This window comes from Streptomyces sp. NPDC002125 (genome assembly GCF_053593715.1).
Genome location: NZ_JBSFDD010000020.1, coordinates 1 through 24,735, shown reverse-complemented (window position 1 = coordinate 24,735; position 24,735 = coordinate 1). Strand labels below are relative to the sequence as shown.

At 70.7% G+C, this 24,735-nt stretch carries 22 protein-coding genes and 2 pseudogenes; 14 read left to right on the top strand and 10 right to left on the bottom strand.

Going from position 1 to position 24,735, the window contains the following annotated elements; genetic code table 11:
* The first annotated feature begins 16 nt into the window (after positions 1 to 16).
* From ACWCQM_RS28365 to ACWCQM_RS28340, 6 genes are all read left to right on the top strand, one after another.
* Complete coding sequence (locus ACWCQM_RS28365) at positions 17 to 2,458, top strand: SpoIIE family protein phosphatase (RefSeq protein WP_450917948.1); 2,442 nt, start codon at positions 17 to 19, stop codon at positions 2,456 to 2,458.
* A 123-nt stretch (positions 2,459 to 2,581) separates the two neighbouring features.
* The gene (locus ACWCQM_RS28360) at positions 2,582 to 3,001 is read left to right on the top strand and encodes a DUF6221 family protein (protein WP_267077472.1); all 420 of its coding nucleotides are present in this window, start codon (positions 2,582 to 2,584) and stop codon (positions 2,999 to 3,001) included.
* A gap of 108 nt (positions 3,002 to 3,109) precedes the next feature.
* The gene (locus tag ACWCQM_RS28355; protein ID WP_107428477.1) at positions 3,110 to 3,346 is read left to right on the top strand and encodes a hypothetical protein; all 237 of its coding nucleotides are present in this window, start codon (positions 3,110 to 3,112) and stop codon (positions 3,344 to 3,346) included.
* A 342-nt stretch (positions 3,347 to 3,688) separates the two neighbouring features.
* Complete coding sequence (locus ACWCQM_RS28350; RefSeq protein WP_450917947.1) at positions 3,689 to 4,204, top strand: lamin tail domain-containing protein; 516 nt, start codon at positions 3,689 to 3,691, stop codon at positions 4,202 to 4,204.
* Between the two features lie 210 nt (positions 4,205 to 4,414).
* A complete protein-coding gene (locus ACWCQM_RS28345; protein WP_450917946.1) occupies positions 4,415 to 4,912 on the top strand; it encodes a peptidylprolyl isomerase in 498 nt (165 codons plus the stop codon).
* Positions 4,913 to 5,072: 160 nt separating this feature from the next.
* Entirely contained in the window at positions 5,073 to 5,801 is a 729-nt protein-coding gene (locus tag ACWCQM_RS28340) for a ribonuclease H family protein (protein ID WP_450917945.1), read from the top strand.
* Positions 5,802 to 5,819: 18 nt separating this feature from the next.
* Here the strand turns inward: ACWCQM_RS28340 and ACWCQM_RS28335 are convergent, their stop codons facing one another.
* On the bottom strand, positions 5,820 to 6,410 hold the full coding sequence (locus ACWCQM_RS28335) for an ATP-binding protein (RefSeq protein WP_450917944.1): 591 nt from the start codon (positions 6,408 to 6,410) through the stop codon (positions 5,820 to 5,822).
* Positions 6,411 to 6,540: 130 nt separating this feature from the next.
* On the opposite strand from ACWCQM_RS28335, the gene ACWCQM_RS28330 reads away from it, so the two are divergent.
* From ACWCQM_RS28330 to ACWCQM_RS28315, 4 genes are all read left to right on the top strand, one after another.
* Positions 6,541 to 7,398, top strand: a complete 858-nt coding sequence (locus ACWCQM_RS28330) for a helix-turn-helix domain-containing protein (RefSeq protein ID WP_450917943.1) — start codon at positions 6,541 to 6,543, stop codon at positions 7,396 to 7,398.
* Between the two features lie 141 nt (positions 7,399 to 7,539).
* Positions 7,540 to 7,797: a WhiB family transcriptional regulator gene (locus ACWCQM_RS28325; RefSeq protein ID WP_450917942.1), complete on the top strand. Its 258-nt coding sequence runs from the start codon at positions 7,540 to 7,542 to the stop codon at positions 7,795 to 7,797.
* Positions 7,798 to 7,838: 41 nt separating this feature from the next.
* On the top strand, positions 7,839 to 8,177 hold the full coding sequence (locus tag ACWCQM_RS28320) for a YkvA family protein (protein WP_450917941.1): 339 nt from the start codon (positions 7,839 to 7,841) through the stop codon (positions 8,175 to 8,177).
* A gap of 37 nt (positions 8,178 to 8,214) precedes the next feature.
* Positions 8,215 to 10,116, top strand: coding sequence for a rhamnogalacturonan lyase (locus tag ACWCQM_RS28315; protein ID WP_450917940.1), 1,902 nt, complete (start codon positions 8,215 to 8,217; stop codon positions 10,114 to 10,116).
* A 104-nt stretch (positions 10,117 to 10,220) separates the two neighbouring features.
* Here ACWCQM_RS28315 and ACWCQM_RS28310 read toward each other — a convergent pair whose 3' ends face one another.
* The 6 genes from ACWCQM_RS28310 to ACWCQM_RS28285 form a co-directional block, all read right to left on the bottom strand.
* On the bottom strand, positions 10,221 to 10,805 hold the full coding sequence (locus ACWCQM_RS28310; protein ID WP_450917939.1) for a DinB family protein: 585 nt from the start codon (positions 10,803 to 10,805) through the stop codon (positions 10,221 to 10,223).
* 161 nt (positions 10,806 to 10,966) lie between these two features.
* Positions 10,967 to 11,830 (bottom strand): alpha/beta fold hydrolase, encoded by an 864-nt coding sequence (locus ACWCQM_RS28305; RefSeq protein WP_450917938.1) that lies wholly within the window; start codon positions 11,828 to 11,830, stop codon positions 10,967 to 10,969.
* Positions 11,831 to 12,150: 320 nt separating this feature from the next.
* Positions 12,151 to 12,627 carry a MarR family winged helix-turn-helix transcriptional regulator gene (locus tag ACWCQM_RS28300; protein WP_450917937.1) on the bottom strand — a complete coding sequence of 159 codons (477 nt, stop codon included), beginning with the start codon at positions 12,625 to 12,627 and terminating at the stop codon, positions 12,151 to 12,153.
* 60 nt (positions 12,628 to 12,687) lie between these two features.
* The gene (locus ACWCQM_RS28295; RefSeq protein WP_450917936.1) at positions 12,688 to 13,596 is read right to left on the bottom strand and encodes an alpha/beta hydrolase fold domain-containing protein; all 909 of its coding nucleotides are present in this window, start codon (positions 13,594 to 13,596) and stop codon (positions 12,688 to 12,690) included.
* Between the two features lie 98 nt (positions 13,597 to 13,694).
* Positions 13,695 to 14,255: a quercetin 2,3-dioxygenase gene (locus ACWCQM_RS28290; protein WP_450917935.1), complete on the bottom strand. Its 561-nt coding sequence runs from the start codon at positions 14,253 to 14,255 to the stop codon at positions 13,695 to 13,697.
* 222 nt (positions 14,256 to 14,477) lie between these two features.
* Positions 14,478 to 15,347 carry a haloalkane dehalogenase gene (locus ACWCQM_RS28285; RefSeq protein ID WP_450917934.1) on the bottom strand — a complete coding sequence of 290 codons (870 nt, stop codon included), beginning with the start codon at positions 15,345 to 15,347 and terminating at the stop codon, positions 14,478 to 14,480.
* 89 nt (positions 15,348 to 15,436) lie between these two features.
* Here ACWCQM_RS28285 and ACWCQM_RS28280 point away from each other — a divergent pair, with 89 nt between their 5' ends.
* Positions 15,437 to 15,931 (top strand): MarR family winged helix-turn-helix transcriptional regulator, encoded by a 495-nt coding sequence (locus ACWCQM_RS28280; RefSeq protein ID WP_450917933.1) that lies wholly within the window; start codon positions 15,437 to 15,439, stop codon positions 15,929 to 15,931.
* A gap of 69 nt (positions 15,932 to 16,000) precedes the next feature.
* Positions 16,001 to 16,132: pseudogene (locus tag ACWCQM_RS28275) on the top strand (extradiol dioxygenase); the annotation flags it as partial.
* 32 nt (positions 16,133 to 16,164) lie between these two features.
* On the opposite strand, the pseudogene ACWCQM_RS28270 reads toward ACWCQM_RS28275, so the two are convergent.
* A pseudogene (locus ACWCQM_RS28270) lies at positions 16,165 to 16,260 on the bottom strand (Lsr2 family DNA-binding protein); the annotation flags it as partial.
* A gap of 869 nt (positions 16,261 to 17,129) precedes the next feature.
* On the bottom strand, positions 17,130 to 17,861 hold the full coding sequence (locus ACWCQM_RS28265; RefSeq protein WP_450917932.1) for a VOC family protein: 732 nt from the start codon (positions 17,859 to 17,861) through the stop codon (positions 17,130 to 17,132).
* A 224-nt stretch (positions 17,862 to 18,085) separates the two neighbouring features.
* Here ACWCQM_RS28265 and ACWCQM_RS28260 point away from each other — a divergent pair, with 224 nt between their 5' ends.
* Both ACWCQM_RS28260 and ACWCQM_RS28255 read left to right on the top strand, forming a co-directional pair.
* A complete protein-coding gene (locus tag ACWCQM_RS28260) occupies positions 18,086 to 20,521 on the top strand; it encodes a GH92 family glycosyl hydrolase (RefSeq protein WP_450917931.1) in 2,436 nt (811 codons plus the stop codon).
* A 172-nt stretch (positions 20,522 to 20,693) separates the two neighbouring features.
* Entirely contained in the window at positions 20,694 to 24,029 is a 3,336-nt protein-coding gene (locus ACWCQM_RS28255) for a LamG-like jellyroll fold domain-containing protein (protein WP_450917930.1), read from the top strand.
* Between the two features lie 161 nt (positions 24,030 to 24,190).
* On the opposite strand, the gene ACWCQM_RS28250 is transcribed toward ACWCQM_RS28255, so the two are convergent.
* Positions 24,191 to 24,601 (bottom strand): hypothetical protein, encoded by a 411-nt coding sequence (locus ACWCQM_RS28250; protein WP_450917929.1) that lies wholly within the window; start codon positions 24,599 to 24,601, stop codon positions 24,191 to 24,193.
* Positions 24,602 to 24,735 lie beyond the last annotated feature (134 nt).

Genomic DNA, 24,735 nt, shown 5'->3' with positions numbered 1-24,735 from the left:
TGCGCATCCTGGCTGTGTGACCTGGAGCCCCGAAGCCGGCCGGACACCCGACGGGCTGTCGCTGGCGCTCGCCCAGGCCGTAGTGAGCGCTGTCGACGCCGTCGGGGGGTACGCCGGCGGCGTCTATCTGCGCACGCGCACCCCCGACCTCCTGATGCTGGCGGTGCTCGCGGGGCTGCCCGGCCCGCTGCTGCGGCCCTGGTCGCGCATGCATGTGAACCGGCCCTTCCCCGTGGCCGAGGCCTACCGCTCGGGCCATCCGGTGTACCTCGGCGACGCCGAGGAGACCATGCGCCGCTTCCCGCAGCTGATGGCGGGCCTGCCGTTCCCCTTCGGCTCGCTCTGTGTCCCCGTCGTCGGCGGGACCACCCCCCTGGGCGTCCTCGTCGTGCTGCGCTACGCCACCAGAGGCGTGCCGGTCGGCGGTGCCGACCGGCGCCGGATGGAGGAGCTCGCGGAGCGGCTCGGCGAAGAGCTCGCCGCCCTGGAACGGGACGGGCACCCGGTCGAATGGGAGGGCGAGCCCAGGCTTCTGCGGCTGCCGTCGGACACCGCGCGCCCGCTGCGGGTCGGACGCTTCGAGTGGGACGTCGACAGCGGGGCCGTCACCGCGGACGAGGAGGCCCACGCCATCCTGGGCCACGGGAGCACCGCCTCTGCGGTGCACACCATGGAGGCGATGACGGCCGGGCTGCTGCCGGACGACGTCTACGGACTGTGGGCCCTCGGGCACCGGGCCGCGCGCTCGGCGGAGCCCCGTGTGCGCCGCATGCGGCTCTGGGGCCCCGACAGCCGCCCTCTGGTGGTCGAACTCACCGGCCGCGGGGAGAACGGCCACCGGGTAGCGGGCCTCCTGCTCGACCCGGGAGCGGAGCCCGTGGTCCCGGAGGCGGCCGACCGGGTCCCGCGCGGCATGCTCTCCCTCGACCGGACCGGCAGGATCACCTACGTCAACCGCAGGGCCGAGCAGATCCTGGAGCACCCCAGGGCGGAGCTGGCGGGCCGGATCCTGTGGGAGGCGCTGCCCTGGCTCGCGAATCCTGCGTACGAGGACCACCACAGGGCCGCCCTGTTCTCCGACGCTCCCGTCTACTTCCTCGCCCGCCGCAACCCGAAGCAGTGGCTCTCCGTGGCGATGTTCCCCGGCCGGGACGGGGTCACCGTCACCGTCATCCGCTCCGGGCGGCCCGGGCACACGCCCGATCCCGCCACCCAGGCGGGAGCGGGATCCGGCAAGCCCGCCGACCGCTCCGCCGTCCTGTACCGGCCGGTCGCCCTGGCCATCGCGCTGACGGAGGCCGTCACCGCGCGCCAGGTCTCCGCCGTGGTCACCGAGGAACTCCTCCCCGCGTTCGGCGGCAGGCAGCTGGCCATCTACCTCCAGCACGAGCGGCGTCTCCACATGGCCTGGGAGACGGGCTTCCCCCCGGGCTTCCTGGACCGGTTCGACGGGGTCGGCCTCGACGCGCACATCCCCGGCGTGGAAACGCTGACGACCGGCCGGCCGCTGTTCTTCGAGTCAATGGAGCAACTGGCCGAGGCCTACCCAGGCATCCCCCTGGACACCGATGTGGGCGCCCGCGCCTTCCTGCCGCTGATCGCCTCCGGCAGGCCCGTCGGCTCGTGCATCCTCGGCTTCGACCAGCCCCGCGGCTTCAGCCCCGAGGAGCGCACCGCGCTCACCGCGCTGGCCGGGCTCATCGCCCAGGCGCTCCAGCGAGCCCAGCGCTACGACACGGAGGCCGCACTCGCGCGAGGGCTCCAGGACGCGCTGCTGCCGCACCGGCTGCCGGTCGTCGACCAGGTCGACACCGTCGGGCGTTACCTCTCGGGCACCCAGGACATCGAGATCGGCGGCGACTGGTACGACGTCGTCGAGACCGGGAGCGGACTCGCCCTGGTCATCGGCGACGTCCAGGGCCACGGAGTCGCCGCTGCCGCCACCATGGGCCAACTCCGCAGCGCCGTACGCGCCTTCGCTCTCACCGGGCACGAGCCGCAGGAGATCATGAGCGCCACCAACCAACTGCTCATCGGCCTCGATCCCGGTCAGTTCGCCAGTTGCTGCTACGTGCTCCTCGACCCGGCCACCGGCACCGTCAGGGCCGTACGCGCCGGACACCCCCAGCCCGTACTCAGGCACCCCGACGGCAGGACCGAGGTGCTGGACCTGGCGGGGGGTGTGGTGCTCGGTGTCGACCCCGATGCCTCGTACCCCGTGACCGAGCTGCGGCTCGGACACGGGGCCGTTCTGGCGCTGTTCACCGACGGACTGGTGGAGAAGGCGGGCACGGACATCGACGAGGGCATCGAACGGCTGCGCAGCACGCTGGCGGACACGGGCCGTCTGTCGCTGGCCGAGACCGCGGACCGGGTGATCGCGCGGGCCGGACTGGACGACGACCGCCCCGACGACATCGCCCTCCTGCTGGCCGCCCGCCGGGATCCGTCGTGCTGATCTCCGCCCCGGGCTGCGGTCCGGGCGCCCGGGTGAGGCATCCTCTGCTGGTCGGGCAGAACGGGTCCGCGACGGTGAACAAAGATCCGCCGTGGTCTGTGACGGAGAAGGATTCGGAACCAGATGGCAGACAACTCGGACCTCTTGGCCTTCGTGCGGGCGCGCCTCGCCGAGGAGGAGCTCATCGCGCGGGAAGCCGGCGGAGACGGCTGGCGCACCCCGGCCGAGGCGCCCGGCGAGGTGCACGACCGTACGAGCGGCATCGCGTTCGTCGTACGGTCGCGCGGCTACGACCGGCACATCGCCTTCCAGGACCCGGCGCGCACCCTACGCCGTATCGAGACGACCAGAGTCCTCCTGGACGAGTACGAGGAGATCGCGGTCCTGGACACCGACCGGCCCGCCCAGGACTTCACCTCGGGCCGCGCCGTGGGGCTCGGCTTCGTCGTCCGGCAGATGGCCGCCGAGCACGCGGGGCACCCCGACTACCGGGTGAAGTGGCTGCCCCGCTTCTCGCACTGGGGCCCGCCGTCCGAAGCGTGACGGCGCCGTCCGGGGCAGGTGCCCACCGGCCGGAGTGAGTACGGGGGAGCGGCCCGTCTGAGTACCCGGCCCGATGCCGCCACCGGCCGTCGGCGGTCGAATGGGGTCATGGTCCGCATCGCGCCGCCGCGCCCCCGTATCCAGAAGAACCTGACCAGTGCCGGATCGGCGCTGGCCGTCACCCTGCTCCCGCTGGCCGTCGGCGTCCTGCTGGCCAGGACGATGGCGCTGGATCCGATGACGCCGGTGAACGCGTTGGTCACCAGCGGCGGGCAGCGCGCCCGGATCGCGCCGTCCCGCTGGGTCCTGAGGGCTCGAACGCGCGAACTTCTATCCCGACGGTAATGAAACGCCTGTCCAGGCAAGCGCTCTCGCTGCTGTTACACGGAACAGGGCCTTCCCGGCCTCGGCGCCCGGGGGAGCGGAGCGGGTGTGAACGGGGCGCTCCGACCAGGCGAACGGCCCGCCGAAAGGGTCGGTGCAATGATCAACGGTTGACAGGTCTACGACCGCCGGAATCCGTGTCGAATGCAGTCGTGTGTGACAGAAATGTCCGCACTTTGTCACACGAACCAGGGCACCTTTCGGCCATCTCGAAAGCGGGACAAAGTTTGCGTTCCCGGCACGACGCCGGGGTCGGAAAAACGCCCGGCACTCCATTCCGGGCCCGCCTGATGAGGGGTTTCCATGTCCCGTTCCGCACGACGGATCACCGCCACCGTTCTCACCGCCGGCGCCCTGCTCGGCGCCGCGGCCCTGCCGGCCACGGCCGATGGCCGGGACCACGACCGCCAGCGCTCGGCGATCGTCCTGGGCGAGATCCAGTACGAGAGCCCCGGCCGCGACAACGGCTCCAACCGCAGCCTGAACGCGGAGTGGGTCACCGTCACGAACACCAGCCGCCACTCCGTGAACCTCCGCGGCTGGACGCTCACCGACGAGAGCCGGCGCTCGTACACGTTCGACCTGCGGCTGGCCGGCCGTTCCTCCGTCCGCGTCCACACCGGCGTGGGCCGCGACACCCGGCACGACGTCTACCAGGACCGTCGCAACTACGTGTGGGACAGCCGGGACACCGCGACCCTCCGTGACAACCGGGGTCGCAAGATCGACTCCGAGTCCTGGGGCCGGCACCGTGACGGCGGCCACCGCGACGACCACCGCGGCGGCGGTCGTGACGGCGGCCACCGCGGCAACCGCTGAACGGCGTGGCCGGGGGGAAGCGGCGTTCTTCCCGGCGTGCTGCCTGAGCGAAAGGCCTGAGCGTTCTCCCTGAGCGATGGGCCCGGATGGCCGGCGTACCACGGCTCACCCCCGTGGTACGCCGCGTTCGTCTGTGCCGCCGCACGGCTCCGGGACCGCGTGGGCGGGGGCTGTGCAACGGGAGGCGTCCGGTGATGTCAGGATGGACTCATGACCATCAAGGCGTATTTCGACATCACCATCGACGAGAAGCCCGCTGGGCGGATCGTGTTCAACCTTTTCGACGACGTGGCCCCCAAGACCGCGGAGAACTTCCGCGCACTGGCCACGGGCGAGCACGGCTTCGGTTACGCGGGCTCGCCGTTCCACCGCGTCATCCCGGACTTCATGCTCCAGGGCGGCGACTTCACCAGGGGCAACGGCACCGGCGGCAAGAGCATCTACGGCGAGAAGTTCGCCGACGAGAACTTCACCCTGAAGCACAACAAGCCGGGTCTGCTCTCGATGGCCAACGCCGGACCGAACAGCAACGGTTCGCAGTTCTTCATCACCACCGTCGTCACCCCGTGGCTGGACGGCAAGCACGTGGTGTTCGGCGAGGTCGCCGACGAGTCCAGCATGGAGCTCGTCCGTAAGATCGAGTCGTACGGCTCGTCCTCCGGCCAGACCAAGGCCGCCATCGCCGTCTCCGCGTCCGGCGTTCTCTAGGTCTTCCGTCCGGATCGGGCCGGGGCACGCGAGCCCGGCATGATCCGACGCGAGGCTCTGGGCGCACGCGATACGGGCCCCGGCCGCTCTCTGCGGTCCGGGGCCCCCGCGCGTTCACGGGCCGTCGGGAACGGCCCCGGGGGCTGGCATGATCGTGGGCATGAACGAGCGCATCATCGCCGCGTGTGACGGGGCATCGAAGGGCAATCCGGGACCTGCCGCCTGGGCGTGGGTCGTGGCCGATGACCGGGGAAACCCCCAGCGATGGGAGGCGGGCCCGCTCGGCACGGCCACCAACAACGTCGCCGAGCTCACCGCCCTGCTGGAACTGCTGAGGTCGACCGACCCCGCCGTCCCCGTCGAGGTGCGGATGGACTCGCAGTACGCCATGAACGCGGTCACCAAGTGGCTCCCGGGCTGGAAGCGCAACGGCTGGAAGACATCGGGCGGCAAGCCGGTCGCCAACCGCGAGCTGGTGGTCGGCATCGACGAGCTGCTGGCCGGGCGCAGTGTGGAATTCCGCTACGTGCCGGCGCACCAGGTCGACGGCGATCCGCTCAACGCGCTGGCCGACCAGGCCGCGAGCGAGGTCGCCGTGTCCCAGCGGGCCGCGGGCACCGCGCACGGTACCGCCGCGCTGCCCGTGCCGGCACCGGCCCGCTCGGCCAAGGGCAGGGCGGGAGGTACGGGCGCGGCGCGCGGGGGGGCCACCCGGTCCGGCGGAACGGGGTCCGCAGGCACCGCTGCCGGTGGGTCCGCCCGGTCGGGCGCGACGATCAGGGCGAAGTTCGCGGGCCGCTGCCAGTGCGGGAAGCCGTATGCGGCCAAGGACATGATCGCGAAGAACGCGAGCGGCTGGGGCCATCCGGAGTGCCGGGCGCTCGCCTGAGGTGACCGCCCGGGGCGCTCAGATGTCGGCCCAGACCAGCCGGCCGGACACGCTGGTGCGGGTGCCCCACCGTGACGCCAGCGCGTCCACGAGCATCAGGCCCCGCCCGTCCTCGGCGACCGAGGCGAGGCTGAACCCCTCGTGCCCGTCCACGCCGTCCGGCACGGTCGCGGCGATCGGCCCCGGTGCCTCCGTGCCGTCGTGCGCGCCCGGGCCATGAGACCCGTCGCCTGCGGCGCGGTGCTGTTCCTGGCGGGCGGCGGCGTGGCGGGTGTGCGGCGTGACCGGGTCCCTCGGACGGGGCAGTGGCTGCCCGTGCCGCAGCCGGCGGTTCCACACGCAGATACGCACCCGGCCGGGAGTCCGCAGCAGGCGGCACCGGATGCGCCGGCCCGTGGTGTGCTCCACCGCGTTGGCCACCAGCTCGGTCACCACCAGGGCAGCCGTCTCCACACGTTCGTCGGGCTCTCCCCAGCTCCGCATGGCGTGCTGCACGCGGTGCCTTGCTTCAGGGACACCCCGGGGGAGGCGGGGAATCCACCAGCTCTGTGCGCTGCGCCCACCCGAGCCCTCCGGGATGAGACGCGCGCACGCGACTATTTCCGACATGTACGTACTCTCCGTGCAATGTGCATACTTTGCAAGAGGCAGAATGACCGAATAGTTCCAGATAGTGTCTGAAGCTGTGCTGCGTCTGCCCGAAACCCACCCGTTTCGGGGCGTCGAGAGAGGTGCGTGGATGAGGCCCCGATCCGGCCCCACGGTCGAGCACCGTGTTCTGGCGGCACGCCTGCGCCTCCTGCGGGAACGCGCGGGCGTCAGCCTGCAGGCCGCCGCTGTGGCACTGGGTGCCCACCCCGCGACCGTACGCCGGATCGAGCGTGCCGAGACGGGGCTCGACGCCCACCAGGTCCGGGTCCTCCTGGAGCGCTACGGAGTCTCCGACGCCGAGGGCGAGCCGATCATGGCGGGCCTGGCCGCCGCGAATCTGCCCGGCTGGTGGCACGGGTGGCGGGACACGATGCTGCCGTGGCAGCAGGAGGTCATCGGCATCGAGTCCTCCGCCCGGCTCATCCGGGCCTGGCACCCCGCGGTGGTCCCCGAACTGCTGCGCACCCCGGCCTACGAGGCCGCCCTCTGTCACGCCCTGTTCCCCGCCGAATCCGGCGCGTGGCGCGACCGCCGCGTCGAACTGCTGGGGGAGCGGCAACGCCGTCTGGAGGAGCGCGGGGCGGCCCTGTGGGCCCTGTTCCCCGCAGCCGCCCTGCACACCCGCGTCGGCGGCCCCGGGGTGATGGCCGAGCAGCGGGCCCTGCTGGAGGAGGCCGTCGACCGCCGGCACCTCACGGTCCAGGTGGTCCCCCTCGACCACCCGCCGCACCCCATGACCGGAGTCCCGCCCCTGCACCTGCTGCGCGTACAGGCCCCGGAGATCGGCGACCGCGCGGTCTTGGAGATCCCCGGGAGCCGCGTGGACATCATCGACGAACCGGCCGCCGTCATGGACTGCCGCATCAGGCTGGACGCCGCCTGCGCGTCCGCCCCGCACCCGGGCACGCCCCTCCCGGCCGGCCGGGAAAATCCCGGAAACCTTTGAAGAACGGGCCTGTTGTGGTTTCGAACGCCCAGAGGCGGTCACGCGCACAGTGCGCGACTCACGCAACGCACGGAACACACAGCGACGAAGCGGGAACCGCCGCGTCGGCGGGACCGTCCCGTACGAGAAGGAGTGAGCGACATGGACAACTGGCGCACCCACGCGGCATGCCGCGAGGAGGACCCCGACCTGTTCTTCCCCATCGGCAGCAGCGGCCCGGCACTCGTGCAGACCGAGGACGCCAAGGCGGTCTGCCGGGCATGCCCCGTGCGGGAACAGTGCCTGGAATGGGCTCTGGAGAACGGCCAGGACGCCGGCGTGTGGGGAGGCACGGACGAGAACGAACGCCGCGCACTGAAGCGTCGCCGTTCCCGCCGCCAGGCCAGGAGCCACGGATGACGCCTCCCCGCTCCGGGCGCCCCGCCGGGAGAGGATGAGCCATGGACACCTGGGTCTGGCTCCTCATCGGCGCGATCGTACTGCTGCTCCTGGCGGGTTGCGCCGCCGTCCTGCTGGTACGGGTGATCCGCGCCAGGAAGCTGCTGATGGACGCCGGAATCCCCCTGCGCGACAAGGCGCTGGTGTGGGCGGCCGTGATCTACACCGTGTCGCCCGTCGACCTCCTGCCGGACCCCGTCTACCTCGACGACATCGGCTTCCTGCTGCTCGCCCTGCGCTCCCTGCACGCCGCGGCGCACACGGCGGGCGTGGGGCGGGGCCGGGACGCCGTGACGCGGAACGAACCGGGCGGCAACCTTTCGGCTTCCGGGAGCAACTGAGGGGGCGTAAGCCATCCCCGGCCAGAAGGTGCCTCCCGTGGAGCCTCCGCTCACCCCACCCGGATCCCGTCCCCCTCGCAGACGCCGCACCACCCGCACCCGCGCGCTGATCGGCGCGCTGGCGGCCGGGCTGCTCGCCGCCGGCGGGCTCGTCGCCCTCGGCCCGGCCTCGCAGGCCGCCACCGCCCGGCAGGCGGAGGCCCTCGACCGCGGCCTCGTGAGCGTCCACACCGACAGCGGCAACCTCGTCAGCTGGCGCTGGCTGGGTACCGACCCCGACAACGTGTCGTTCAACGTCTACCGGGCCGGCACCAAGGTGAACGCCTCGCCGGTCACCGCGTCGACGAACTACTTCCACGCGGGCGCGCCCGCCACCGCCGACTACACGGTGCGCGCGGTCGTCAACGGCGTGGAACAGGCCGACTCCGTGCACGCGATCCAGTTCCGCGCCGGATACAAGGACGTGCCCATCAGCCCGCCCGCGGGCGGGACGACACCCGACGGGGTCGCGTACACCTACGAGGCCAACGACGCTTCCGTGGGCGACCTGGACGGCGACGGCGCCCTCGACTTCGTACTGAAGTGGCAGCCCACCAACGCCAAGGACAACTCCCAGTCCGGCTACACGGGCAACACGATCATCGACGGCATCAGGCTGGACGGCACCAGGCTCTGGCGCATCGACCTGGGGCGCAACATCCGCTCCGGGGCGCACTACACGCAGTTCCAGGTGTACGACTACGACGGGGACGGCCAGGCCGAGGTGGCGATGAAGACCGCCGACGGCAGCGTCGACGGAACCGGCAAGGTGATCGGCAGCTCCTCCGCGGACCACCGCAACTCCTCCGGCTACATCCTGTCCGGCCCCGAGTTCCTGACGATGTTCAACGGGAGGACCGGTGCCGCGATGGGCACCGTCGACTACGTCCCCGCGCGCGGCACGGTGTCCTCCTGGGGCGACTCGTACGGCAACCGGGTCGACCGCTTCCTCGCCGGCACGGCCTATCTGGACGGCGCGAGGCCGTCCCTGATCATGGCGCGCGGCTATTACACGCGCAGCGTCATCGCCGCCTGGGACTGGCGCAACGGAGCCTTCACCCGGCGCTGGACCTTCGACACGAACAGCTCCACCAACACAGGCAAGGGATACGACGGCCAGGGCAACCACCAGCTGTCCATCGCCGACGCCGACGGTGACGGCAAGGACGAGATCATCTACGGCGCCATGGCCGTGGACGACAACGGCTCCGGACTGTGGACCACGAAGAACGGCCACGGGGACGCCATGCACGTCGGGGACCTCGACCCCTCCCGCGCCGGCCTGGAGGAGTTCAAGGTCGACGAGGACAGCTCCAAGCCGTCCTCCTGGATGGCGGACGCCAAGTCCGGCCAGATCCTGTGGTCCACCCCGGCCAGCGGGGACAACGGGCGAGGGGTGTCCGGCGACATCTGGTCCGGCAGCGCCGGCGCGGAGTCCTGGTCCTCCGCCGTCTCCGGGGTACGCGGCCCGAAGGGCGACGTCGTCACCAGCCGCAAACCGTCCAGCTCCAACTTCCTGTCCTGGTGGGACGGAGACACCACCCGCGAACTCCTCGACGGCGACCACATCGACAAGTACGGAACCTCCGGCGACACCCGTCTGCTGACCGGGTCCTCGGTCCACTCGAACAACGGCACCAAGGCCACGCCCGCGCTCTCCGGCGACATCTTCGGCGACTGGCGTGAGGAAGTGGTCTGGGCGACCACCAACAACACGGCACTGCGGATCTACTCCACGCCGCACGAGACCGGCACGAAGATCACCACACTGCTCCACGACACGATGTACCGCACGGCGCTGGCCTGGCAGAACACGGCCTACAACCAGCCGCCGCACCCGAGCTTCGCCATCGGGAGCGGCATGGCGACCGCGCCGCGGCCGGTCATCACGACGCCGTAGCCGGGAGAGCGTGCGCCACATGCCCGATTGAGGCGGCGGTCGGAGTGATCGACTCCGACCGCCGTTCTGCTGCCGCTCGAACCTCACATCACGTGGCACAGCCTCTATGCTCCGGCCGCTGCGGCCGATCTGGCGGCCTGCTCGATGTTCGCGCAGTAGGCGGCGCGGGCTTCCTCATCGATCCGCACCTCATGCTCGGGGCGCATTCCGGTCCGGCCGTCGAGGCCTTCGCGCAGGATGTCGGCATGCCCGGCATGCCGGTTGGTCTCGCCGAGGACATGGACCATGACGGCGAACAGGTTCGTGTGGGAATGAGGAGCCGGCCACCAGGGCACGTGGCCGGGGGCATCGAGGGGAAGCTCGTCGATCGTCGCGTCCGAGTGTTCCCATGTGCGCCTGTACAACTCGACGATCTGATCGCGGGTCTCGCCCTCAGCCGCCCACAGATCGCTGCCGTCGTGGTCCTGCCACCGGGGCAGCGGGTCCGGGAACCGGCGGTCGAAGACCTCGCCGAAGTATCTGGCCTCGACGCAGGCCACGTGTTTGACCAGGCCGAGGAGGTTGCTCCCGGTCGCTGTCAACGGTCGACGGGCGTCGTACTCGGACAAGCCGTCGAGCTTCCAGAGCAGCGTCTCGCGGTCCCGCCGCAGTCTCCCGTGCAGGTTGTCCTTCGCGAATTCATCGATCATGCGGCGTGAGCCTGCCATGGGCTGCTCGCGGCCTCAAGATCCCGTGAGTGGACCGCAACGACCGGAAGAGCCGAAGTCCGGCCATGACTGGCATGCAACCGCCCTCGATCCGCTGGGAATCGGGGCAGCGCGGGCTCCGGGGCCGGCGGCGCGGGTACCGGTCACGAGTCCGCGGGCAGCAGCGCGGCGATCTCACCCAGAACGCGGGCCGCCGGTGCCGGGTCGACCAGCCACTTCAGGTGGCTGCTGGTGAGCGTACGGACGTCGTAGGGGTTCTCCGGCGTCAGCGCGTCACCCTCGCGGATCATCCGGTCCTGCACGGCGAGCGGCATGCTGGTGTCCTCGGTGAGCCGGACGTACGACTTGGGTATCCGGCCCCAAGTCCCTGCCTGCGCACGGTCGTCGGGCGTGCCGACGTCGAGGTTCTCGTCGGGCTGGAAGGTGTTGAGGAAGACCATGAACTCCTCGTCCGTCCCGTCGGCGAGGAAGGCCGCCTTGAAGGCCGCGAGGGTTCCGGAGTCCGCCGTGCGGAAGTTGGAGCGCAGCAGCCCGAGCTCGGCAGGGTTGCCGACCATCGCCGAGGCCAGCCCCTTGGAGTCGACCGTGGCCATCTCGGGCTCGGCGTAGTAGGCGCCGACGTCGAGGTCGACGGGGCACCAGGCGGAGACATAGACGATGTGATCGATCAGATCCGGCCGCTGATTGGCCGCGACGGTGGCCGTCATGCCGCCGCGGCTGTGCGAGACGAGGACGACGGGCCCGTTCTGCTTGGCCCGCTCCAGAATCCCGATGAGGTGCGTGGCGTTGTGGGCGAGCGTGACGCCCTTGATGGCCCCGGGCGCGGTGGCGAGCGCTTCGAGGTCCTGCGGCGCCTGGTAGGCGCGGTGGTACGTCGCCGCGAACCCGTGCCCCGGAAGGTCGACGGCGACGGAACGGTGCCCGAGGAGGCCGAGTTCGGCCTGGAGCGGCGCGAAGGAGAAGGAGTTCGCGAAAGCTCCGTGAACCAGTACGAACGTCGGTTGCATCTGTCTGCTCACTTTCTGGTCCCTGTGGCGCCGGCGGTACGTCATCGCCGGACCGGCGACACGAACCGCCTCACCACCGGGGCCGGGGAACGGGTCGTCGTCCGGCGGCGCACCTTCCTGCCGCGGAGACGTTCTCGCGCACGGGAAGTACCGACAGCCGAACCCGGTATCCCGAGGGCGACTTGGCCGAGCTGTCGACCGCCTGACACTTCACCGTACTCAGTGAAAGATCATCCGCACTACTCGTACGAGTCGTTCCGCTTGTGCACTTCGCGGACCGCCCGCCCCCGGACGGGTTTCCAGTCCCGGTTGCAGGCGGGTCAGGCCGAATCGCGTCGGCGTGCCCGCGTACCCGCGTCACCCTGTGCCGGAGCGGGCGGTTCGCCCCAGGGGCGTGCGAGGATCTCGCGCAGCAGCCCGGCCTGAGGGCCGATGCGCTCGGCCAGGACGGCCTCCAGCTCGGTGAGCATGAGCTGCGCCCGCGCGTGCGCCCGGGCACCCTCGGGGGTCGTACGCACGATGCGGGACCGGGCCGAGGACGGATCGTCCGTCTGCTCCATCAGCCCCAGACCGATCAGGCTGTGCACCGCCTGATGCGTCGTCTGACGGGTGACCCCCATCCGGCGGGCCAGCTCGGAGATCGAGGTGCCGCCCGGGTCGAGCGTCGCGAAGACCGCGGCCTGCGCGGCGGTCACGGGCTCTTCGCCGGCGGCCCGCATCCCGGCGTGCAGGGCGTCGTCGAACCAGCGCTTGGCCTCGCTGAGCAGCTGGGGCATGTTGGGTGCGGCGTCGGTCATCGTTCCTCGTCGGCAGGCGGACTTCCGAGCATACGGTCCCGGCCCCGGCCGGGCGGCCGGTCAGCGGGTGCGCGCCCTGGCGTATGCGACCGAGCCCTCGAAGCACTCGGCCACGGCCTCGTCCGGGAGCCCCACCCACAGGTGCTGGGCCCCCTCGATCAGCCGCAGCTCCACCGGGGCTCCCGCCGCGCGCAGCGCGTCGGCCAGGCGGACGCTCTGGCGGCTGGGCACGAGGGTGTCGTCGGTCCCATGCAGCAGGAGGAAGGCGGGGGAGCCCGCCGAGACATGGGTGACCGGGCTCGCGGCCCTGGCCAGTTCCTCGTCGACGGCGGGGGCAGCGCCCAGGAGGCGGGCCTCGCGGGTGGTCGGGTCGCCGGGGTCGAAGCCGCCGCCGTGGTCCTCCGCGAGGGCACCGAGATCACTGGGGCCGTACCAGCACACGCACCCCCGCACTGCTTCCTCCGGTGTCGCCGAGATCAGCGCGGCGAGCGCGGCCAGATGCGCGCCCGCGGACTCGCCCCACAGGACGATCCGTGAAGGGTCCACCGCGAGTTCGTCCGCTCGGAGGCGCAGCCAGCTCAGCGCGGCGGCGAGATCGTCCCGCTGTGCGGGAAAGCGTGCTTCGCCGCTCAGCCGGTAGTCGACGCAGGCGACCGCGAACCCCGCCTGGACGAGACGGGCGAACGGGCCGGGCCGCCAGGTGCGGAAACGGGGTCCCATGTCGTCCCGCCGCCCCGTCCGCCAGCCGCCGCCGTGGACGAACACGATGACGGGTACGGGCCCGTCCGCCCCGGCCGGCCGCCACAGGTCCAGCTCCAGCGGACGGCTGCCGTCGGGGACGGCGTAGACCGCACCGCGCAGGAGCTCCACCCCCGGCTCGGGAGTCGCCACGGGCGGCAGGGCCAGCGTGGCGGGGTCGGGCGGTGAGAGGAGCTCGAAGGGGAAGGGCGGGAGACCGGATCGCGTCATGGAACGGACCTTTGCTGGCGGGAGGAGGCGAGGACTTCCGCCGGCGGGCCGTCGGGGCAGGCACCCGCGACCGGCGCGCCGGCGTACGGAACGACGGGTCAGCCCTGGGTGCGCCACGTCTGCTCGGGCATGAACCGCACGTCGTACTCCTGCGGAACCGTGCCGAACTTGTGGGGCTCGGGGACGAAGGGCTCGCGTGGAAGCGTCAGTTCGTCGGTCGGGGTCCCGAGGTTCTCGAAGAAGCGCTCGAAGGTGCCGCCGGGGCCCGCGGCCACACCGATGATCTGGCTGTGGTGCCGCTCGATGCGATAGGCATGCGGGCAGTTCTTGGGTACGAACCCGAAGTCGCCGGTGGTGAGCAGCTTCTCGTACTGCTCACCCTCCTGGTCCTCGACGAAGAGCCGGGCGGCTCCGCTGCCGATGTAGAAGACCTCGTAGGTGTCCGCGTGCAGGTGGGCCGGGATGATGTCGCCCTTCGTGCCTTCGACGGTGAAGAAGTTGAAGGCGTTCTCCGTCTGCTCTCCGCCGGCGTAGACGGTGACGAGGTCACCGAAGAGGTGGGCCCGGTCGCCCATGCCCTTCTCGATGAAGTACGGCTTGCCCGGCTGCGGGGGGATGTGCGAGCGGGAGCGGTACTGGGTGGCGTACTCCATGGTCATGGCGAACCTCCGGAATCGGCTCCGATTGAATTGTCAGGCTACCTGACGTTTCAATCGGAGTGAAGGCGTGGAGGGCGTGCCACCGTCAGGCGGGCTGAGCCAAGGGCTGTGTGGCCGGCCCCCAGGGCGGAGGGCGCGGCGGTGGGGCAGTCGTCCCGGCGGAGTACGCAGGGGTGGGGTCACCCGTCCGGGCCGAGCCTGCCCTGGGTGTCTCGAAGCGGGCTACCGGCTTCGCGCAAGCCCGTGTCGCTTCGCCCAGGTGGTGACGGCCTCGGCGATGGCCGTGGGCTGGTCCTCCGGCGCGTGGTGCCCGGCCGGGCCGCAGTGCCGGATCTCCAGCGCGGCGATGTTGGCCTTGCACCACTCGATCATCTCCGCGCCGATCAGGAGGGTCGGGGAGGAGTCGAAGGTGAGGAGCAGCTTGGGTACGTCGTGGCTGCCGGCCAGCCACTCGTCGTACTGCTCGACTCGGGCGGTGACGTGTGCCGGCTGCCCGTCGAGCGGCAGCGAGCGGGCCCACTCAAGGATGGGGCGGCGGCTGTCCCGGGTGGGGTACGGGGTCAGGTAGGCCGCGAGGTCCCCCTCGTCGACCGGGTGGAGCACGCCGCCGGTGAAGGCCGACTCCAGGAAGAAGGTCCGGTCGAGCACCAGTTCCTCGCCCTTCGGTCCACGCACGGCCTCGGCGCGTGACCGGGGCCCGTCGCCCAACTCGCTCCAGGACATGGGCCGCACGATGGTCTCGAGGAAGGCCACGCCGCGGGCCCTGCCGGGGTGCCGCGCCGCCCAGTCGAAGGCGAGCGCTCCGCCCCAGTCGTGGCCGACGAGTATCACGTCGTCCAGGTCCAGCCGGTCGAACCAGGCGTCCAGGTAGCGGGCATGGTCGGCGAACAGGTAGGGCGCGTCGGGTTTGCCGGAACGGCCCATGCCGATCAGGTCCGGGGCGAGGATCGGGGTGGGCACGTCGAGCGCGGGCATGACGTTGCGCCACAGATGGGACGAGCTGGGGTTGCCGTGCAGGAAGACGATGGGCGTGCCGTCGCCGGGTAGCTCCTCGTGGTACATGGTCGAGTCCAGCACGTTCGTGACCGGCATGCATGCCTCCCATTCGTTAGTCACACCAACGGTTCGGTGGCCGACCCTAAACCGTTAGTCTGACTAACGCAACGAGGTAGGGTGGCGCCATGAGCGACAGCACGCCCCACGACGCATCCGCGGCGACTCGACCGGGCGACCGATGGACGGGTGCCGAGCGGCTGCGCAGACTCCCCACCCGGCTGCTGTCCCTCGCCGCGATCCATTCCGATCGTCGGGTCAATGAAGAGATGGCCCGCGTGGACGCCCGCAAGTGGCACTATGCGGTGCTCGCCACGCTGGACGAGTTCGGCTCAGCGAGTCAGGCCGAGCTGAGTTCGCGCACCGGCATCCACCGCAGCGACCTGGTCGCAGTCATCAACGAACTGGCCGACCGAGGGCTGGCCGAACGCGCACCCGACCCTGCCGACCGCCGTCGGAACATGGTCACGCTGACCGGCGCGGGCCGCCGGAAGCTGCTCAGACTGGACAAACTGCTCGCCGACGCGGAAGACGAGGTGCTGGCCCCGCTGTCCATGACACAACGTGAACAGCTGGCCCACCTGCTCACCACCCTTGTAGACCACCACGGCCGGCAGATGTGAACGATCGAAGTGGGGGTGGTCGTGGGCGGCGGTCCGGGGCGTGGATCGTCTGGCGGTGCAGCTTTGCCGATGTTGTTCGGCGTCGAGGAGACCTTCCGGGTACCGGAGGAAGGGGCGGCCTTCTACCGCGGCTTGCGCATCGGCGACACCGACCTCGGGCTGGTTGCCGCGACGGACCTGGGGACCGGGGCGGCACCCCGGCGGTGGTTGCCCGGCACAGCCGGAGCCGGCGCTCACCTCTGTGTTACCTCGTAAGCCTCGCGAATTTCCGCCGGTATACGACCCCGGTTATTTACGAGATAACCGTTGGCTCGTGCCCAGAGGCGTATCGGCTCGTCTTTCGGACGGGGATCGAGACTACGGGGTTCAGCGCACTTGCCGGGACCTCTCCAATCTCCCGAGGAGACCCCTTCCAGTCGGTCCGCTGTCTCTTGGAAGAAGGCGAACAACGAGGCGTATGCGCCTTCCTCGGGACCGTATGCCTCGTCCCACGTTCCGATGGTTCCGTTGAACGTGTTTAGAAACGTTCCGTAGAGCCCATCGCGCTCCGCGGCGATGGGCACCCACTCGCGTCGCCAGACCCGATGGTCGGGGTCTGCGGACCGCTGTATCTCCTCCAGGCCCATCCGGCTGAGGTAGACCCGCTGAATGTCCGTCAGCCCGAGGAGGAGATGGCCGCCGGGGATGTCTATCTCGCACCCCAGCGCCACCAGACACGACTGTCCATCCGGTTGCCGGTCGGCATCGATGTCGTTCGCCAGCAGCCACTGCCGCATCTCCGCCGGCAGGTCCAGACCCATGTGCAGTTCGGCTGCCCTGATGGCCGCAAGACTTCCCGGGCCGCCGAGCGCAGCGAGAGTTTCAGGCTCGTTGCGTTCAAGCCACCCGGTCACCCGGGCCCACGCCTCTCGTGCGTCTCGCGTCTCGTGCATCGGCGTTTCACTCACGTGTGTTCTCCATTCCGGCAGGATGCGCACGTACGTGGAGCACACCCACCCAGATCGCTCACCCTCACAGAACGTTGTCCGGTCTCCCGGCCTGTGAAATGGTCCTCCAGGCGAGGTGACGACCGCTGATGGTCCATGGGAGAACCGTATGCGGGAACACTGACACTGACACTGACAGTGACTGCGGCGGAACGGCCCTCCACCTGGCAGGCGTCTTCGTGTGGTCAGCAAGGTGGGCCGGAGGGAACGGCCTACTCGCCCGTCGCGGGATCGCGTCCGGTGAGGCAGTAGATCCCGCCCGCCGGATCCCGCATGACCGACCATCCGTCGCCGTCGCGGAGGAACTCGGCACCCAACCGTTCGTGCAGGCTCCGCCCCGCGGTGAGATCGGAGCAGGCCAGATCCAGATGCGCCGAGGCGGGGCGCGGCTCGTCCAGGCGCTGGATCAGCAGGTGGACGGGCAGATCCAGGGGTGGCCGGAGCACGTGGAACTCCCGGTGGTCGCCCGGGCGCGCGTCCCACCCGGTCAGCTCCGCCCAGAACGCCACCTCGGTCCCGAACGCGTCCGGTGCCACATCGAGGCAGAGCTGGTCCAGCCGGGTCGTCGTGCCCCCGGGGTGCGTCAGGACCGGAGGCAGGGTCCGCTGTCCCCGCCAGGGCACCACGCAGAACGGCTGCCCGCCGGGCGAGCGCAGGACGGTCAATTCGGGCCGCGATCTTTCGGCTGTCGCGCCCAGCCGAATGGCCCGGGCGGTGAACGCGGCCATGTCCTCCACCGCGAAATCCGGATGCGCCCCTCCCTGGTCCCCGACGGCCTGCGTCACCAGGCAGGCGTCCGCCCCCTCGGGGGAGAGGGTGGTGAATTCCCCCCGCTCGCCCCACGGGGCGGACGGGCGGGTCATGGTGACCGCACTCCAGAAGGAGGCCGCGCGCTTTGCGTCAGGGGCGGGTCGGTCGATGAAGGCGTACGTCCAGCGGATCACGGCGCTCCTCGGTGGCTGATCGGATTGTCTCCCAGCAGGTCACATCGTGTCAGCAGGGCCCTCCGCAGGCGCCGTTCACCGCCAGTTCACCGCTCGGCACGGCCCCGGGCATTCCCTCGAACGCCCGAGGGATCTACGCTCGGCCGCGAATCGATCAACGCTGTCACATCGCACCGTGAGCGAAGCTGACAACGTTGTCCAACCTGCCGGAGGTATCCGAGAACATGCCCTCCAGACGCTCCGCGGCCAAGCGGTTCGCCGCACGGGCCGCCGCCTTCGTCGTCACCGGCGCCCTCGCCGGGGCCGTCCTGCCCCCGGCCGCCCAGGCGGCCCCGCTCGTCGCGCATCCCACCGCCTACGTCGACCCGATGATCGGCACGGCGAACGGCGGCAACACCTATCCGGGCGCTGTCCGCCCGTACGGCATGATCGCCTGGTCCCCGACCAGCACCACGGGGGACCAGACGAGCACCGGGGCGGCCAACGGTTACGAGTACGGCGTGACCCGGATGCGCGGACTGAGCCTCACCCATGTCAACGGCGCCGGGTGCAACCCCGGCGCCGCGGGGGACGTGCCGATCATGCCGTTCGTCGGCGACGTCACCTCCTCGCCGTCCGCCGACACCAAGGACGCCGTCTACGCCTCGGGCTTCTCGCACGACAACGAGCGTGCCGTGCCCGGCCGTTACACCGTCGGACTCGACTCCGGCGCCACCGCGGACCTGGCGGTCAGCGAGCGTGCAGGCGTGGCCGACTTCAGCTTCCCCGCCGACAAGTCCGCCAGTCTTCTCTTCCGGGTGTCCAACTCCCTCAACGGGAGCGAGGACGCCGAGATCCGGATCGACACCGCGCACCGCAAGGTGACCGGTTCGGTCCTCACCGGGGCGTTCTGCGGCCGGCGCGCCAACGGAGGCACCAACAACCGCAAGAGCTACTACCGGCTCTACTTCAGCGCCTCCTTCGACCGGGACTTCGCCGGCACCGGCACCTGGCGCGACGGCACGCTCGCACCGGGCGCGACCAGCGGAAGCGGCGGCGAGGGCTACGCCACCGGCGCCGACCGCGCAGGGCGGGGATCCGGCGGCTGGGTCGGCTTCGACACGGCCGAGGACGACGACGTCCGGATGCGGATCGGTATCTCCTACGTCAGCCAGGCGGGCGCCGAGGCCAACCTCCGCAAGGAGATCGCACCCAGGGCGAGCGTCGACGACGTGGCCCGGGCCGGAGCCGGTGCGTGGGACCGGGAGCTCTCCTCCGTGCGCGTCGGAGGCGGCAGCGACGCGCAGCGCACCTCCTTCTACACCGCGCTGTACCACTCGCTGATGCAGCCGAACCTGATCAGCGACACCGACGGCCGCTACCCCGGCATGGACGGCGAACCGCACAGGGTGGCACGCGGCCAGAAGGCGCAGTACAGCAACTTCTCCGGCTGGGACCAGTACCGCGCCCAGATCCAGCTCCTCGCGCTCCTCAAGCCGAGGATCGCCGGCGACTTCGCCCAGTCCCTGTACAACTTCGCCCGGCAGAACGGCGGCGTCTGGGACCGCTGGGTGCACATCAACGGCGCCACGCATGTGATGACCGGTGACCCCACGGCCGCCACCCTCGCCACGTTCTACGCGATGGGCGTACGCAACTTCGACTACGAGGGTGCCTTCGAGTCCCTCGCCCGCCAGGCCACGGTGCCCCACCCGGACGGCCTCTCCGACGCGGGCTGCCCCGGCCAGTGCACCGGTCAGCGGCCCAACCTCGCGCAGTACCTGGAGTCCCACTACGCGGCCCAGGACGTCTGCCACTGCTGGGGCGGGGCCGCCGAGACGCTGGAGGACGCGGTCGCCGACGCGGCGCTCGGCCGGTGGGCCCGGCTGCTCGGGCGCGACGAGGAGGCCGCGGCCTTCGAGGTGCGCGGCACCTGGTGGCGCAACGTGTTCAACCCCGGGGCAGGCGACGGCGCAGGAACCACCGGCTACATCCAGGCGCGCAACCTGGACGGCTCCTGGGTGACCCCGTTCAGCCCCGGCAGCGACCGGGGCTTCGCGCAGGGGACCAGTGCCACCTACACCTGGATGGTCCCGCAGGATGTACAGGGTCTGGCAGAGGCCATGGGCGGCCGGGACGTGGCGGCGAAGCGGCTGGACGGCTTCTTCCACAAGGCCGACGGCTCCTGGTCGGTCAAGGGCGGCGACGCCCTGCGCTACGACCCGACCAACGAGCCGGGCATCCACGCCCCGTGGCTCTACAACGCGCTGGGGCAGCCCTGGAAGACCCAGGAGACCGTACGCGAGATCGTGAACACGGTGTACGGAACGGGCCCGCGCGGCCTGCCCGGCAACGACGACCTCGGCACGATGTCGGCCTGGTACGTCTTCTCCGCCCTCGGCCTCTACCCGCAGACGCCGGGCAGCGCCACCATGCTGCTCGGGGCGCCGCTCTTCCCGTCCGCCGTCCTGGACAGGCGGGAGGGCGGAGACATCACCATCAGCGCCCCGGAGGCCGATGCGACACATCCGTACATCGACGCGGTGAAGGTCGACGGGCGGACGAGCGACCGGTCCTGGACGGACGCCCGACTGGTCACCCGGGGAGGTGCGCTGACCTACCGGCTCGCTGACCGGCCGAACACCTCCTGGGCCACGGGACCTGCGGGTCTTCCTCGGTAACACGTCGACGAGGTCCGGTCCGGTACCCGGCGGACGGCGCACAGCCGCTCGCCGGGTCCGGCATGCCCGCCGCCGGGAGCGAGCCGGGTCTCATTTTTCTATCGTTGAAAATTCTCACTGCACGACCGTTGTCAGGTGTTTGGGGCTGTGGCTCAATGTTCGACTATGTGCAGTGCTCCGCGGTCCGGGGCACTCCGGCTTCTTCGACGAGGACGACGCCTTGATACGACAACTAGCCCGCCCCCGCACGCTCTTGAGAACGCTCGCCTGTACGGCGGCGCTGATGATGCCCGTCGGGGCCACCATGGTCCCCGCCGCTGCTGCGGCCCCCGCAACGGTTCCTTCCGCGGGTGCCGCCGCCAGGACGTTCGCGGCGGAGGACCCCTCCACCGAGGTGCACGGCCTCAAGGGCGAGTACTTCGCCATGTCCGCCCCGGGCGCCCGCGACTTCGCGACGCTCGGTGCGGTGGCGCTGGACCCGGACATCAACTTCCCCGGTCTGACCGGTGCGTTCGAGTCGGCCACCGGGAAGACCGAACACACCACCGCGCGCTGGACGGGGCAGATCGCGGCCCCGGAGGACGGCGACTACACCTTCTCCGCCATCGGTGACAACGGCTTCCGGCTCTTCATCGACGACAAGCCCGTCATCGACCACTGGGTGCCGGACTGGGACAAGGAGCAGACCAGCGCGCCCGTCACCCTGAAGGCCGGTGAGCAGCACACCTTCCGGCTGGAGATGTTCCAGGACGTCGGCGGGGCGAACATGTTCCTGCGCTGGTCGAGCGCGAAGCTCGCCAAGCAGATCGTCCCCGAGTCCGCGTTCACCCCGCCGGCCGACTTCGAGGTCTACCCGGTCGGGCTGAGCGTCGCGGAGGACGGCCTGAAGGTGCAGGCGACCTTCGACCACGAGGTCAGCGGCATCGAGGACGTGAAGGGCCACCTCGCCGTCGAGGCGGACACCACGCCGATGCCGGTGAAGTCGGTCGTCAGGGCCTCGAACAACCGCAAGGCGCTCATCGTCACCCTGGGCGGTGCCATCCAGAAGAACCAGCAGGTCAGGTTCGCGTACGACGGTCAGGGCGGGCTGAAGAACGGCGACGAGACCGTCCCGGAGATCAGCCGCAGGGCGAAGAACCTCTCCACGCACCGGCTTCTCACCCCGTGGGGCGAGAAGCTGGACAAGAAGAACCCGCTGCCCGAGTACCCCCGCCCGCAGCAGGTGCGCGACGACTGGAAGAACCTCAACGGACCGTGGGAGTTCGCCGGAGCCACCGCCGGTGAGCAGCCGGTCTTCGGCAAGTCCCTCGACGAGCGCATCACCGTGCCGTTCCCCGTGGAGTCCCAGCTCTCCGGGATCGAGCGCCACGAGGACCACATGTTCTACCGCAAGCTCGTCACCGTGCCCAAGAGCTGGTCGGTCGGCAAGCAGAGCGGCGACGACCGTCTGAAGCTCAACTTCGGTGCCGTCGACTACCAGGCGCGCGTCTGGGTCAACGGCAAGCAGGTCGCCGAGCACACCGGCGGCTACACGGCCTTCACCGCGGACATCACGGACGCCCTCAAGGGCAGCGGTCCGCAGGAGATCGTGGTCGCGGTCACCGACACCACCGGTGCCGACCAGCCCACGGGCAAGCAGTCCGCCAACCCCAGCGGCATCTTCTACACCGCCTCCTCCGGCATCTGGCAGACCGTCTGGCTGGAGCCGGTCGCTCCCGCCGCCGTCGACTCCCTGAAGACCACCCCGGACATCGACAAGGGCCGCCTGGCCCTGACGGTCAACTCCGAGGACGCCTCGAAGTCCGCCCGTGTCACCGCCGTCGCCCGTGACAAGAAGGGCAAGGTCGTCGGTACCGTCACCGGTCCCGCCAACAGCGAGCTGAGCCTCCCGGTCGCCAGGCAGCACCTCTGGACGCCGGACGACCCGTACCTGTACGACCTGGAGGTCACCCTCAAGGACGGCCGCTCCAAGGACACCGTCGACAGCTACTTCGGGATGCGCTCCTTCGGCGTCGCGAAGGTCGGCGGCTACCAGAAGCTGGTGCTCAACGGGAAGCCGTTCTTCTCCCTCGCCCAGCTCGACCAGGGCTTCTACCCCGACGGTCTGAACACGCAGCCCAGCGACGCGGCGCTCGTCTTCGACCTGAAGGCGCAGAAGGACCTCGGCTTCAACTCCGTACGCAAGCACATCAAGGTCGAGCCGGCGCGGTGGTACTACCACGCCGACCAGCTCGGGCTGCTGGTCTGGCAGGACTTCGTCTCCGGCAACATCACCGGTGAGAAGGGCCAGAAGGCCTTCCTCGACCAGGGTGCCGAGATGATGGAGCAGCTGCACAACTACCCCTCGATCGGTGCCTGGATCGTCTTCAACGAGGGCTGGGGCGAGTGGGACCGCACCGAGACCGGAAAGATCACCGAGAAGGTCCAGGCCGCCGACCCCTCCCGGGTCGTCAACGCCCACAGCGGTGTCAACTGCTGCAACTCCAAGGGTGACAGCGGCAAGGGCGACATCATCGACCACCACGACTACAACAACACCGACCCCGCCTTCCCGGACGCCAACCGCGCGGCGATGGACGGTGAGCACGGCGGCTTCACCCTCCGGATGCCCGGAAACATGTGGCCGGGTGCCCCCACCGCGATCTACAGCGGCGTCGCCGACAAGGACGCGCTGACCGCCAAGTACGTCGACAACACCCGCACGTACTACCTGGACGCGGCCCGCGCCGAGCTCTCCGGCTCCATCTACACCCAGGTGACCGACCTCGAGAACGAGCTCAACGGTCTCTGGACGTACGACCGCCGCGAGATCAAGGTCGACCCCGCGAAGGTGCGGAAGATCAACCAGGAGGTCATCGCGGCCGGTGCCGCCGCGGGCGAGCGGGACGAGATCAAGGGGGGCGGTGCGTGGTCCCTCGACGAGAACAAGGGGACCACGGCGGCCGACAGCGGCCCGAACCAGAAGGACCTCACCCTCTCCGAGGGGACGTCCTGGACGCCAGGCGTGCAGGGCTCCGCGCTGAAGTTCAACGGCGAGGGCCAGTTCGCCGAGACCGACGGCCCGGTCGTCGACACGACCGGTGACTACACCGTCTCCGCCTGGGCGTCGCTGGACGCGCTCCCCGGCAACTACGCGACCGTCGTCAGCCAGGACGGCCGGCGCCAGGAGAACCCGTTCTATCTCCAGTACGGACAGGGCGCGTTCGCCTTCTCCACCCCGGGTGCCCACCGCGCCCGGCTGGAGATCCAGCCCGAGCTCGGCCACTGGTACCACCTCGTCGGCGTCCGCAGCGGTGACGAGATCAAGCTCTACGTCGACGGCAAGCTGGCCTCCACCGCGGCCGCAGGCACCGCCGACGTGAGCTCCGGCGCGCTGTCCGTCGGCCGTGCCAAGTGGTCCGGCGGCAACGTCGACTTCTGGAACGGCTCGGTCGACCAGGTCAAGGTGTTCGACAAGGCGCTCACCGACCAGGAGGTGACCGCGCTCCACGACGGCGAACAGCCGTAAGGAACAACCCCCGCAGGACCGCTCCCGGCAGTGCGCGCACGCGCCGCACTGCCGGGAGCTCCGCGCTGTCCGGCGTGCGCCGCGTCTGCCGGTACGTCCGGAGGGGAGCGGCGTGGAACTGCCTTACGCCATCGTCCCGTCACCGCCTTCGGCCGCCCGTCTCAGTGGCCCGGTGGACCGCCCGCCCCACGCACCCGGGCCGACTCCTCGGGGGCCGGCCACGGGTCCCTGCGGGCCAGCGCCTCACTCAGCGGTACGCCGTATCTGGAGGAGAGAACGAGGCGGGTGCGCAGCTCGGCACGCGTACGGGGGCGGGACTCCGGCTCCCTGGCGCAGCCGCACGCGGACCGGCCCTCGTAGCGCAGTCCCAGTCTCAGCACCGCGGCGACGACGGACCAGGCCCGCACGTCCCGACGGGGCGGCGCGGCGAAGTCGTGCCCCGCACACAGCAGAGGCAGGGAGCAGTTGGGGCACGTGTGCCTTCGCGCCGGGTCCGGGTGCTTCTTGAAGCTGACCCGGCAGGTCACACACGCGTAGTGGAGCTTGTACGAGGTCTCCGCATAGAAGCACACCCGCCCAGCGTAACGAGGGCGGGCCCGGTGGCGGCGGGGGGGGGGGGGCGCCCCCGCCCCCCCGGGGGCGCCCGGGGGGGGGGGTGCGGGCGCAAGGGGCCCCCGGGGGGTTGCCCCCCGACGAGCGGGTGGCC